The sequence below is a fragment of the Rhodovibrio salinarum DSM 9154 genome, assembly GCF_000515255.1.
GTDB lineage: Bacteria > Pseudomonadota > Alphaproteobacteria > Kiloniellales > Rhodovibrionaceae > Rhodovibrio > Rhodovibrio salinarum.
In genome coordinates this window covers 4,001,129-4,013,357 of the sequence record NZ_KI911559.1, presented here as the reverse complement: position 1 = coordinate 4,013,357, position 12,229 = coordinate 4,001,129, and the positions used below count along the sequence as shown (strand labels likewise).

At 61.8% G+C, this 12,229-nt stretch carries 12 protein-coding genes and 1 tRNA gene; 4 read left to right on the top strand and 9 right to left on the bottom strand.

Translation table 11 applies throughout. The features are described 5' to 3' along the window. Positions 1-42 precede the first annotated feature (42 nt). The 5 genes from RHOSA_RS0118685 to RHOSA_RS24500 form a co-directional block, all read right to left on the bottom strand. Positions 43-762 (bottom strand): FadR/GntR family transcriptional regulator, encoded by a 720-nt coding sequence (locus RHOSA_RS0118685; protein ID WP_027289859.1) that lies wholly within the window; start codon positions 760-762, stop codon positions 43-45. Positions 763-1,073: 311 nt separating this feature from the next. Beyond that, positions 1,074-1,418: a hypothetical protein gene (locus tag RHOSA_RS0118680; protein ID WP_027289847.1), complete on the bottom strand. Its 345-nt coding sequence runs from the start codon at positions 1,416-1,418 to the stop codon at positions 1,074-1,076. Further along, complete coding sequence (locus RHOSA_RS0118675) at positions 1,415-2,551, bottom strand: IS5 family transposase (RefSeq protein ID WP_027289848.1); 1,137 nt, start codon at positions 2,549-2,551, stop codon at positions 1,415-1,417. Before RHOSA_RS0118675 ends, RHOSA_RS0118680 begins: the two co-directional genes overlap by 4 nt. Positions 2,552-2,620: 69 nt before the next feature. Then, a complete protein-coding gene (locus RHOSA_RS0118670) occupies positions 2,621-3,055 on the bottom strand; it encodes a hypothetical protein (RefSeq protein ID WP_027289858.1) in 435 nt (144 codons plus the stop codon). Positions 3,056-3,105: 50 nt separating this feature from the next. Then, positions 3,106-3,507 carry a DUF4332 domain-containing protein gene (locus RHOSA_RS24500; protein WP_027289857.1) on the bottom strand — a complete coding sequence of 134 codons (402 nt, stop codon included), beginning with the start codon at positions 3,505-3,507 and terminating at the stop codon, positions 3,106-3,108. 216 nt (positions 3,508-3,723) lie between these two features. Here RHOSA_RS24500 and RHOSA_RS0118660 point away from each other — a divergent pair. After that, a tRNA-Ile gene (locus RHOSA_RS0118660) sits at positions 3,724-3,801 on the top strand. Between the two features lie 80 nt (positions 3,802-3,881). On the opposite strand, the gene RHOSA_RS0118655 is transcribed toward RHOSA_RS0118660, so the two are convergent. Beyond that, on the bottom strand, positions 3,882-4,742 hold the full coding sequence (locus RHOSA_RS0118655) for a pPIWI-associating nuclease domain-containing protein (RefSeq protein ID WP_027289856.1): 861 nt from the start codon (positions 4,740-4,742) through the stop codon (positions 3,882-3,884). A 171-nt stretch (positions 4,743-4,913) separates the two neighbouring features. Here RHOSA_RS0118655 and RHOSA_RS25570 point away from each other — a divergent pair, with 171 nt between their 5' ends. Together RHOSA_RS25570 and RHOSA_RS23645 are read left to right on the top strand one after the other, a co-directional pair. Further along, the gene (locus tag RHOSA_RS25570; RefSeq protein ID WP_051432336.1) at positions 4,914-5,249 is read left to right on the top strand and encodes a hypothetical protein; all 336 of its coding nucleotides are present in this window, start codon (positions 4,914-4,916) and stop codon (positions 5,247-5,249) included. 105 nt (positions 5,250-5,354) lie between these two features. Next, the gene (locus RHOSA_RS23645; RefSeq protein WP_200371926.1) at positions 5,355-7,394 is read left to right on the top strand and encodes a DNA methyltransferase family protein; all 2,040 of its coding nucleotides are present in this window, start codon (positions 5,355-5,357) and stop codon (positions 7,392-7,394) included. Positions 7,395-7,465: 71 nt separating this feature from the next. Here RHOSA_RS23645 and RHOSA_RS0118645 read toward each other — a convergent pair whose 3' ends face one another. Both RHOSA_RS0118645 and RHOSA_RS23640 read right to left on the bottom strand, forming a co-directional pair. Beyond that, positions 7,466-8,638, bottom strand: a complete 1,173-nt coding sequence (locus RHOSA_RS0118645) for an IS701 family transposase (protein ID WP_027289855.1) — start codon at positions 8,636-8,638, stop codon at positions 7,466-7,468. Positions 8,639-9,113: 475 nt separating this feature from the next. Then, entirely contained in the window at positions 9,114-10,049 is a 936-nt protein-coding gene (locus tag RHOSA_RS23640; RefSeq protein ID WP_037256644.1) for a LysR family transcriptional regulator, read from the bottom strand. Between the two features lie 111 nt (positions 10,050-10,160). On the opposite strand from RHOSA_RS23640, the gene RHOSA_RS0118635 reads away from it, so the two are divergent. After that, positions 10,161-10,895, top strand: coding sequence for an SDR family NAD(P)-dependent oxidoreductase (locus RHOSA_RS0118635; RefSeq protein ID WP_027289854.1), 735 nt, complete (start codon positions 10,161-10,163; stop codon positions 10,893-10,895). A 408-nt stretch (positions 10,896-11,303) separates the two neighbouring features. Here RHOSA_RS0118635 and RHOSA_RS23635 read toward each other — a convergent pair whose 3' ends face one another. After that, complete coding sequence (locus tag RHOSA_RS23635; protein ID WP_051432334.1) at positions 11,304-11,945, bottom strand: TetR/AcrR family transcriptional regulator; 642 nt, start codon at positions 11,943-11,945, stop codon at positions 11,304-11,306. Between the last annotated feature and the right edge of the window lie 284 nt (positions 11,946-12,229).

Sequence of the window (12,229 nt, the reverse complement as noted above, 5' to 3'; positions counted from 1 at the left end):
AACCTGCCGCGCGGCGTAGACTTGTAAAATCTGTTATCTACACTACCCCTCGAAAACGCGGCGACGGGAATTGGAGATGTGCTGACGCATCGCCTCATGAGCACGGTCGCCCTCATGACGCCTGATGGCCTCGAAGATTTTCTCGTGCTCAGCTTGAACTTCGGGTAGGCGCGTGTTCGGGTGCTTCAGGCCAAGGTTCCGGGCGAGGTTTTGCCCGAACGTGATTTGCCCTTCCAGCGACAGCAGGCTGTCCGAAAAGAAGTTATTTCCTGTCGCTTTGCTGATCGCGAGGTGGAAAGCGAAGTCCGCGTCTACGCCAAGCTCACGTGCCGTAATGCGCTCTTTCAGAAGATTCACCGCCCGCTCGATCGCAGCGAGTTCCTGGGAGGATGCGCGTTCTGCTGCAAGCCTGGCAGCCTCCCCTTCAAGCGCTATTCTGAACTCAAAGCAACGTTGGATGTCAGCAATGCTCTCTAATGGAGCGTATCTGAGCATCGCTGCATCCGGAGGCCTCTCGACGAAGGAACCAGCCCCCTTTTGCGAAAAGATGAGTCCGTCTTCTCGCAGCCGACGTAGCGCCTCCCGTACGATTGGCCGTGAGACGCGATATTCGCTGGCCAATGCGGTCTCCGAGGGAAGGCGTTCTCCTTGTACGAATTCACCATTAACTATTCGCTCGAATATGCCTGCGTAGATTCGATCGCTCAATTTTGGCGATCTTGGTTCATTCGGTGCATTATTGTGATCAGCCTGTAATTTCATCACGCTACTATCATTTCTTGCGTTCGCCCGGTTGCCGCTATGCCTTCAGGACACAAGTGGCTATCCTACAAATGCTGCACCCAATTCATCCCGTTTTGAGACCCTCATCTTCATGTTATTATTTGGAAGAGGTGGCTGTATCGCTACCATAAAATGTTCAGACGATGAGAGCCTGAGTTGGCATATCATCACCCGATGTAGGGCGTGGATCGGCGGAAGTTCAAGAAACATATCTGTCCACCAACCAGCTACTCTCGCACCATGTTTTGGCCCCTGCGCCTATTTGCAGATACGTTCTGTTGCGGTCGCTCCTAGCAGGCTGCTGAAGAAATCTCGCGTTGGGCGGTAAGGGTGGGCTCGTCGCCGTCGACGAAGTGGATTTCGATCTCCAACGTGCCATCGTCGGTGATCTCTGCGTTCCCGTCGCCCCAGACCTCGTCACCCTCGTCGAAGCCTGCGAACCGGAAGAACACGATCTGGCGGCCGTACTCGACGTCCAGGTCGAGGTGCACGGCCCCGAATTCCATCTCGCCGTGGCCGGCATCGTCGAGGGTGAAGTGCGCCGGGTTGGCGAGGTCCAGGAAGTCCCGGTTCCACATGTCGGAGCCGGTGATCCGCCAGCGGCCGACCACCTCGCAATGCACCGGATCGGTCATGCCGCGCCCCCGATCAGCTTGGGCAAGCGCACCAGGTTGTAGGCGGTCGCAGCGAGCGTGACCTGCGCCCCGACACGGTTCAGGCCGCGATGGCGGACCTGATGCAGACCGCCGGCGCTCTTGGCCCAGCCGAAGACCTCCTCGATGCGTTTGCGCACGCGCTGGCTGACCGTATAGCCGGGATGGCGGGTGGTTCGTCGATCGATCGCGGAGCGTCGTCGGGCCTTGTCGGTGACGTAGCTGTTCTGGGCGACGTGCGGGGTGATGCCCATCTCCCGCAGTTCCATGACGAAGTCGCCCGTGTCGAAGCCCTTGTCGGCGGCCAGCGTCTGGCCGGCGCGTGTCGGTAAGTCGGCGACCATCTCCAGGGCCGCCATCCGCTCGGCCGATCCGTGAGCCCGGGTCGTCCGCGTGCTGACGACCAGGCCATTGCAGTTCTCCATGAGCACGTGCCCCATGTAGGCGAGCCGCGCCTCCTTGCCCGGTCCCTTGCGGAACAACCGGGCGTCCGGGTCCGTGGTCGATGCGTGGGTCTGGTTGGACCGCCGTTCGCCCCGGAAGTTGCGCGACGGGTTCCGGCCCTGGTCCCGGTTGGAACCTCCAGAGCTTTGGTCGTCGTCATCGCCGCTGCCGCCACCCTGACCCTCGCGCGGGTGGAAGCTTTTCATTGAGGCCCAGGCGTCGATTAGGCTGCCGTCCACCGAGAAGTGCTCCCCGCTCAACAGCGGCTTGACCTTGGGATGGTCGAGCACGGCGTTAAGCAGGCGCTCGGCAACGTCACTCTCGAACAGGCGGTCCCGGTTCTTGGCGTAAACCGTCGAATGCCAGACCGGATCGTCGATCCCGAGCCCGACGAACCAGCGGAACAGCAGGTCAAACTCCAGCCGCTCCATCATCTGCCGCTCAGAGCGCAGACCGTGCAGGATCTGCAGCAGCAGCGCGCGCAAGAGCCGCTCCGGTGGAATGCTCGGGCGGCCGCGCTTGCTGTAGATCTCGGAAAAGGTCGGCGACAGCTCTTGGAGCGCGTCATCGACGACCGTTCGGATCACCCGCAGCGGATGATCCGGCGGGACACGCTGCTCCAGGTCCACGTAGCTGAACAGGCTTCCGGAACGGCGGTCATCCCCGCGCAACTCGCTACCTCCATGACCGTGATGCCAGCACAGAATCATGGCCGGAGGAGCCGCGTCAGCCCGGATTTTTCAGCAGCCTGCTAGGGCGATCGCATGGTCCGCGCGAACGAGCACAAACAATAGATGCTGGGTCCGGTCGACCTTGTCGGGTTTCTCGAAAAACCTTCCAAGGTGGAAGTGATTTATCTTCCAATCGTTGAAGAGCTGATCCGCTGTACTTTCCGTGGCTTTTGAACCACGAACGCTACTTCCCAGATACGGGGTCATATCGTCCCCACGTTCAAGGGACGAAATCACCTGGGTGATCGCTGGAAACTGGCGTTTCTTAGCCTCGACCTCTGGCGAGGTATGCACTTGTCTGGGTCGTTGCGGTACTTGGCGGGCTTTCAGGTGCAGCCAGCTAACTAGCGGACCGTGCAGACACTGGTTCGCTGACGGCGTGGAGCCGAGGTCTGCCTTTATGAGATGGGTGAAGTCCTCTCGTACTTCGTCGATCACCTGCATAGCTCGTGATCCATGCGCCTTCTTCCGTCTCGTCTACACTCAGTACGCTGTCACGACGCCCGCTTCTTCGCGTCCGCGATCCATTCGCGTACCCGGGTGACCGTGACGGGCCGGCTCGCGATCTTCTCGGCGAGATCCACCGGGTCCGCCCGCGCTAGGTCATCGAATGATCTGACGCCGTGCGTATTGAGTTTGCCCGCGATCGCGGGGCCGATGCCCTTGATCGCTGTCAGATCATCCGCTTCCACCGATGTCTGGCGTCTCGGTTCCGCGTCTTGACCCGGCTGCCGTGTTGCAGCGACGTCGACGTCGGTCGTTTCAGCGGCGGTTTTGGCTGCCGTTGTTTGTTGATCGGTCTTTTCCTGGGTTCTTGCGGTATCCGCTGGCTCATCGCCGCCCGGCAGCCACCAGAACATCCAGTAACGCCAGAATTTCAGCCATTCCTCAAACATGAGACACCTCTCATCATGGGTCCGATCAGCGTATCAGACCTGCCGCGAGGAAACCCATCATCCACCGGTCGAAGTCGGGGTCGTGGAGGTACTTTGACGTCCCGAACGGCGTTTTGCTAGAATCCGGGGCATGGTTCTCTACCGCGTGCCAACCGCTGGACGAATACCGGGTATCGGTCGCGTCGACTGCGACCGTGCCGGAACGCGTTCGTCCAGCGGGAAGTAGCTCAAGCGGTGAGAGCGTGGTCCTTATAAGGCCTGTCGTTCCGGGTTCGAGTCCCGGCTTCCCGACCAACATGTCGTCAAGCGAGAGCGCTTCGGCTGGGTCGCTTCTAGCCAACAGGCATAGCTAAGACCGACAGGTGACGTCAGGGTTATTCGTCGTACCTGTTACTGTGCCATTGCCGGGTATCGACGCCGTAATTCACCTCCGCAAACCAGAGGTCCCATGGGGCGGCGATCGGCGTCGAGATATCGCACCAAAAGGGAAAATCCTGAGGCAGCTCGGCACCGTCGCCACGCCTCATGTCGGAATTGGACCCCCATTGCAGCACAACGGAAATCGACCCGGTGGCCCGGTAAGTCACTGCATGCGCGTCGATATCGTTTACTCTGATCTCAGCGACGTAGATTTCTTCGATTGCGTGATGCGTCGCAAGCTCGTCGATTGCCAGGATCGTCTCACACAAGAGTGCCTGGACGGCTGCCCCGTCCAGTTCTTCCGCGATCGGATCGAGGACAGCCTCCCGGCAATCTCGTATGGCATCCAGGAATGCTTCCATGTCGCGAAGCGTGGCGGCAACGAACCGGTCCTGCTCGGCAGGATCTGTGATGACAGTGTTTTGCCGGCCGTGAACATGCTTGCTAAGGGCATCGACGGCCCTCGTTAGGGCCCCCTTGAGGGGCTCGGGGTCGACATCGAGTTTCTGGGTTACGAAGGTGTCCGTCAGTCCGCCCTGGATAGCGTAGGTGATGCGTTGTCGCCGCGTCGGCTTGGCGGTGTCAGATGCTGGTTGGAACCAAGCACATGTTTGCACGTCGTCATGCGAGGCGAGGGTATCCATGAGATGCTCAAAAAGCATCCGCATCGACGTCGCGAAGAAGGTGATCCGCAGCGGATTCTTTGTGTCCTGCAACGCGTGCTGAGCACCTTCGAGCACGGTTTGCGAAAAGGCATCCGGAACCTTGGTCTTCAGGCCGTCGACACGCCCGTAAAAGCTTGAGTTGCCGGTCATCGCTACAGCCTTTCAAGCGTCGCCGTTACGCTGGACGCGCGACCTGAGCACCGCACGAACCGTCGTTCATGCGCGTAGAGTGGCTTGTGAACCACGCGGCGAGCGTGCATCAAGGGTGCGGCAATGTAGCTTCAGCCGCACCTTCCGGATCACCGATCAGTAAAGCCCGCCATGTCCGACTTCGTCTTCAACGGCAGCCTTTTCTCCGGCGACTTTCTCACCCCGTCCATCGCGGAGTTCCCGGATTGGGCGACGATCTCGGATGCGGACGTCGATACGCTCGAAGCCAGTCTGAGGACGATCTTTGATGCCTTTCCTGCGTCTGGATCGCCCAACGAGGCGCAGACCGAGGAAGACCTGATCTGGCCGGTCCTGCAACGGCTCGGCTGGACCCAGTACCTCAGGCAGCAGAATTTGAGCCCCCGCGGACGCGAGGACGTACCGGACGGTGTGCTGTTCGCAGACGCGGATGAGAAGGCGCGGGCCAACGCATTCCCGGAAGAATGACGTCGGTATCAGTTCGGCCTCGCCGCCGTGGAGTCGAAGCGGTGGAACCGCCCCCTCGACCAGCGGTCCGGCCGCCGCGGCGAAGAAACCGCACCGTCAACGCAGATGCTCCGCTACCTCCGGCGCATCGAGGATCTCACGACGGGAAACCTGCGCTGGGGCATCCTGACGAACGGAACGCGGTGGCGCCTGTACTACCAGGGTGCGCGCTCGGTCTCGGAGCAATTCTTTGAGATCGACCTGGCCGCCGTTCTCGGCTTACCGGGGCACGGCGACGGCCTGTTCGCGCTCTCCGACGACCAGCGTCGTCACTGGCTCCGGGTCTTCCTGCTCGTGTTCCGGCGTGAGGCTTTCCTGGCCTCGTCGACCGACGAGCGAACCTTCCACCAGCGGGCGCTGGCCGAGGCGCGATATTACGAGCAGCGCGTCGCCGGGAATCTAGCAAACGTCGTCTTCCAGGACGTCTTTCCGGCACTGGTGCGAACGATCAGTGCATCGGTGCCATCGGCGGAGCTGGAAGACGCGCGCGAGGCTGCGCTCATCTTTCTGTACCGGTTGCTGTTTATCTTCTACGCCGAAGACCGCGACCTTCTCCCCGTCAACGATCACCGCTACGACGACTACGCGCTACGCCAGCACGTCCGTCTCGATGTCGGTCGCCGGAAGGATAACCGCGACGTCTTCTCCACTCGGGCAACCCGCTACTGGTCCGCGATCAAGGATCTCTGCCAGGCCATCAACGCGGGGGACCCATCGATCGGTTTGCCGCCTTACAACGGCGGGCTTTTCAACCCCGATCGAACGCCCTTGCTCGAGGACGTTCGCATCGACGACCAGACGCTGGCCGACGTCATCGACGCGTTGTCTTTCGAGCCAACACCCGATGGCCGGAAATACATCAACTATCGCGACCTGAGCGTCCAGCAGCTCGGCTCGATCTACGAGCGTCTCCTGGAACAAGAGGTTGTCCGTGAAGACGACGACATCGTCGTCCGCCCGAACCCGTTCGCCCGACGGGGTTCCGGTAGCTACTACACGCCTGACGATCTTGTGAAGTTGATCATCGAGGAGACCATCGCGCCTTTGGTCGAAGAGCGGCGCGCGGCGTTCAACCGCAAGGCTGAGGAATTAGCCGGTCAGGATATCGCCGAGGATCGGCGGCTTGGTCGGCTCAAAGCGATCGACCCCGCGGAGAAGATCCTGGAGCTGAAGGTTTGCGACCCTGCGATGGGGTCGGGGCACTTCCTGGTGAGCCTCGTAGACTACCTCGCAGATCAGCTCATCAACGCGGTCGCCGAGGCCGAGGCGACGGTGGAAAACTACGTCTCGCCGCTGGGGGACCGCATCGAGCGAATCCGCAACACGATCCTGGATCACGCGGAAGAGGCCGGCTGGACGATCGATCCGGCCCAGCTCGACGACCGACACGTGATCCGTCGCATGATCCTCAAGCGCTGCGTTTACGGCGTCGACAAGAACCCGATGGCCGTGGAACTGGCGAAGGTATCGCTTTGGCTACACACGTTTACGGTGGGTGCGCCGCTGAGCTTCCTCGACCACCATTTGCGGTGCGGCAACAGTCTTTTCGGCTGCTGGGTCCGGGAAGCCCTCGACAAGGCTGAACGCTACGGCACGCCTCTGCATCTGCACGACCCGATCGACCGCGCTCTGCGGGCGGCGTCGAAGATGCAGATCATCGAAGGGCTGACGGACGCGGAGATCGCCGAGGCCCATCGATCAGCCGATGTCTTCGCTGAAGTCCAAGAGATGACGGCCCCGCTTGACGGCTTCCTGTCTCTGATCCACGCGCTCGACTGGCTCGACCCGCGCGAGCAGACGCAACGGACCGCTTTGCGGGCCTTCTTCGACGGCGAATTCGGAGACCCCGTTGCGATCGCCGGCGGCCGGCAAACGCCCAGACAGCCCGCCGAACGCCGGGACGACGAGGTCATGCGCGGGCAAATACCGGCGCACGAGAAATTCCGCGTCTTCCGGGATCTCCTGGACCGCTGCTTCGGCCTGATCCGCGAGGAACGCTTTCTAGTACTACAGTTGCAGCTGCACACCTCGTGCCCGGTAGTGGGCCCGTTTCGCCTCCGCCTGATGGCGCCGGCGCCAGTAGCTCCAGTAGAGGATGAAGGTTAGCGAGTGCGGCGTTTGCCTGACGATGGCAGCGACCAGGCGCCTGATTTCCGCCACGGTCAGCGCGACGATGTTCATGCCATGGCTGCCTGAGGACTCGTTATGTTCGCTTTGCCGTGGGCCATGGCGAGATGCTTGGCCCGCAGCGCCGCGAGGTATGCCAGGGCAAGCATCGCCAAGGTGACGTGCCGGTACCAGCCGTGCCAGTTCCGCACCTCGTAGTCGTCGAGCCCGACCTCGCTCTTGGCCTGCAGGAAGCATTCCTCGATCGTCCAACGCTGCCCAGCCACCCCTGCGAGATCGGCCAATGTGGCTGTCTCCGGGCCAAACACCACGAAGTAAGCCAAGTCCGTCGGATCGTACCGGTTGCGGCGAACCAAGAGCCAGTGGTCCCACGGCGAACGCTGGAACCGCATCAGGCGAACGCGCGTCCAATCGTAGAGGCGCAGCCCTTTGGCGCCAGTCCCGGCCGACAACCGTTCCCAGGCATCTTCCGGCACGGCGTCGGCCATCGCCTCTGCGGTGATCGTGCCGCGCGGCGTCATCAGCTTCTCGTTGCTGCGCACGGCAAGAACGTAGGGCTGTTCCCGTTCTTCCAGCATCACGCGCAGGCGCTTGTCCGCGCCGTACACCGCGTCGCCGAGAACCCAGCTGCAAGGCACCCCGGCGTCCAACGCATCCGCGATCATCTCACGGGCCAGCTGGGGCTTGCTGGCAAAGCTCACGTCATCCGGAATGCCCGCTTCACGCCGGCGATCCAGCGCCTCTGTCCAAGATTGCGGCAGGTAGAGACGCCGATCGATCAGAGCGCGGCCGTAGCGGCTGGCATAGCTCAGGAACACGCCGATCTGGCAGTTCTCGATGCGACCCGCGGTTCCAGAATACTGCCGCGCCACGCCCGCCGACTTGTCGCCCTTTTTCAGGAAACCGGCCTCGTCCACGACGAGGACACCGTCCTGGTCGCCCAACTGCTCGACCACGTAATCCCGAACGAGATCCTGGGCGGCCGCCGCATCCCACCGCGACCGTCCAAGCACGGCCTGTATGTTCCAGGGACCGGCATAACCAGCATGTTCCGCCAGGATCCACCCATTCTTGCGTTCGACGCCGGCAAGCAGGCCATCAAGGTAGGCGAACGCTGCCTGCCGTGACTCGCTACGCCTGAACAGCCGACCGAGCCGAGCCTTCACCGTCTCCAACTCTTCGGCCCAGGCGAGCTGCGTCCCGCTCCAGTCCGCTACGCTCATCGTGCCTCGCCTCAACTTGGATCGTCGTTGAGGCGAGGGAATCACCGTCACTCTATAGCTGCAACTGTAGTACTAAGCAAGGATTTGCCGGATCCGAGTTTCGCGCAGTGACGCTTCGTTAATGAGGCTTGTCTCTGGCACGCGACCACCGTGACCACGCGCCGGCACTTGTTTGATGGTAGTGCCCTACTTGCAGCCACCATGCCCAAGCAGGACCACAGAGCCGCTTCAGGGCTAAGCAGAGACCAAGCGAGGGGTGGGTCCATTGACGCCGCGCCCTGTCTACCCGGGCGTGGTGGTGGCGCATCCGCTTCGGCCAAGGCTCCGGGCGGCAGGATACTTGAAGGGGAGCCTGCCTTCGCGGCGCAAGGCGGTTTTCTCTTCCGAACCTACATCGCGGTCCCACAGGAATATCCGCGAGCAATCATGCTCGCGTGGCGGACCGATGACCTGGCCGCGCCAGAGGGGCCAGGGCCTATTCCGCCGCGGTTCTTGCAGGCTTTGCCCATCGCTCGCCCGCAGCCCTCCGCCGCAGGAATTGAACCACCGCACGGGTGGCGGGGCTCATGTGCCGATTACGGTAGTAGTAGGCGAAGACCCCGCGATTGGAGGGGGCCCACTCCTCCAGGACTGGCACAAGCGAGCCGTCGTCGATCATCGGCCGCAGGCGGTGCTCGAGCCACATGGCAATCCCGATTCCGTCCATTGCCGCCCGCACGGCCGCGCTGCGGTCGTTGAAGATCATCGGTCCCTGCACGGCAATCGACAGGGGGGTGCCGTCCTTCTCGAATTCCCAGGCATAGGGTTCGCCATCCACCTGCTTGCGCCAGTTGAGACAGGAATGATGTGTCAATTCCCTCGGATGAGAAGGGAGCCCGTGCGCTGCGGCATAGCCGGGCGAGGCCACGGCCAGATGGCGCAAATCTGGTCCGACCGGCACGGCGACCGTATCGGGATGGAGGTATTCGCCCAGCCGGAACCCCAGATCATAGCGTTCGCTCACGATGTCGACGCAGACCTCCTCAAGATGGATGTCGAGCAGGATCTGCGGGAAGGTCGCGTGCAAATCTGCCAGGCAGGGCGCGATGACGTCGTCGTAAGCGTCGCGCGATATCACAATACGCACGGTGCCCGAAGGCGCCTCCCGATGTTCCAGGAGATGCTGGGTGGCGGCGTCGATCTCGTCGAAAGCACCCTGAAGCCGCGACTTCAGCGCGCTGCCTTGATTCGTCAGCGACACGCTGCGCGTGGTGCGGTGCAACAGCTGCACGCCGACGCGCGCCTCCAGTCGCCGGATCATCGCGCTCATCGCCGAAGCGCTAACCCCCAGGGCGCGCGCTCCACCGACAAAACTGCCGGCCTCTGCCACGCAGAGAAAGGCTTCATAGTCCCGGATCAGATCCGATCGCATGAGATTATCCATATAAAGATGCATAGTCCGTGCAAAACGGCTGCATTCTATCCATTTTTGCAAACTTTATATTGGGTGCCATCAGGAATTCACAACGACAGGATGAAAACCATGAGCACTCAAGAGGAAACCAAGATCGCCCTCGTGACCGGTGCCAACAAGGGCATCGGATATGAGATCGCACGGCAGATCGGCCAGACCGGCGCCATCGTGCTGGTCGGCGCGCGGAACCCCGATCGCGGTCAGGCCGCCGCCCACGCTCTCGCCGAGGAGGGCATCGCAGCCTCCTGGTTGCCGCTGGATGTCACGGAGGCGCAAAGCATCGAAAGCGCGGTGACCCGCATCGCGGAGGAGCGCGGCCGGCTCGACATCCTCGTGAACAATGCGGGCATCGGGGCCGCTGGAGACGGCGCGCCCAGCAAGGCTTCGCTCGACGCTGTGCGGCAAGTGTTCGAGACGAACTTCTTCGGCGCTCTCGCCGTTACGCAGGCGATGCTTCCGCTGCTGCACCGCTCCGGGGCTGGCCGGATCGTCAATTTGTCGAGCAGCCTCGGCTCGCTCAAGCTAAACGGGGATCCGTCCTGGGAAGCCTATGACGTGAAACTGATCGGCTACAACGCGTCGAAGACCGCGCTGAACATGCTGACGGTGCAACTCGCGGCGGAACTGCGTGACAGCCCTATCATCGTTCAGTCCATCTGCCCCGGGCTCACGGCGACAGACCTGACCGGCCATACCGGCGACCGCCTGCCCGCCGAAGCCGCCACGGCGCCGGCACATGCCACACTTGCCGAAACCGCCCTGCAGGGGCGCTTTGCCGATGCGCAGGGTGACCTTCCCTGGTGACTGGTCCCTCCTGCTGGCATGCCCCGGTCGTTCCGCCGCCGCTACATTCTCATTTGAAGTGCGACACCGGTATGGTCCGGAGTTGCGATGAGACGGAAGCATGATCAGTTTGATATCGACGAGCGCTATGAGCTTTACCGGCTGTATGAGGCGGGTTCAGCTTCTACAAACTCGATACGACCTCACAATCGGCCTATGCGCTGTTCGATGCATTCCCCAGTTGGCACGGTGACAGTAGGCTGACGGCGAGCGCGTTCATTCGCAACATCACGAATAAGCGCGTTCTGGCGTCGGCCCTGATTGGAACCGGGCCGGTCGGTTTCCCCTACATCGGCACGTTCGAACCGCCACGCACCTATGGCGTGAGGGTGGGGTGCCCATTTCTAAGAGATCGGGTGATGATGCGAACTAAGGTGTCTCGTCATCCTGAACGCATCCCCTGAGCAGGGTGTCGGCCAAGGCATCGGCCCAGGTGAAGTCCAGTTCGAGTCCGAAGAGCAGGCGGAGGTAGGTGGCGCCGACGAACGCGTCAATTACCCGGTCGACGTCCAGATCGTGCCGGAACCTGCCGGTGACGATGCCTCTGCGCAGAACGGACGCCGATCGTTCGCGAAGCGGATTGGAAAACTCTTCCAGGAACTGGGCCTGCAAGGCGGGGTCCTGTTGCGCTTCGGCGATGATCGACGCCGCCAGTCGACCCGCGTCTCCGCTCAATGCACTGGCGAGCGACCGGACGAGTTCGATCATGTCACGCTTGGAGTCTTCGCTTTGGGCGAACCGTAGCTCGGCACCAAAGGCCTCGCGAAAGCTTTCGAAGGCGAGAAGGCCCTTGCTTGGCCACCAGCGATAGATCGTCGACCGCGGGACGCCGGCTCGGGTCGACACCGCATCGATCGAAAACCCTTTCAGACCATTGCCTAAAAGGATTTCGAAGGACGCGTCGAGGATTGCCTTGCGTGACGTCTCGTTGCGCGGTCGTCCGGCCTGTCGGCGTCCCGTTCGCTTCACACCTCGCGTCATCCCACAGATCTCCTTGTGCGCATCAATCATCACACATCTTGCAAAATTCCATTGCGCTACAATATGTAGCGAAATTGAAGAATGGCCCGTTGCAACGGCTCATCAGCGGCGCGGCAACCAAGCTAGGAGTAGGTGATGCGTTTATCTGGAAACAAGACCATCGTCACAGGCGGCAACACCGGTATTGGCCGCGCCGTCGCGGAACGGTTCGTCGAACAGGAGGACCGCCTGGCCGAAGTATCCGCCAGCTACAACGCGAACAGTAGGCGAAGCTGAGGAATAGGATCGGTTTCGCCCTTCATACAAGAAAGTGA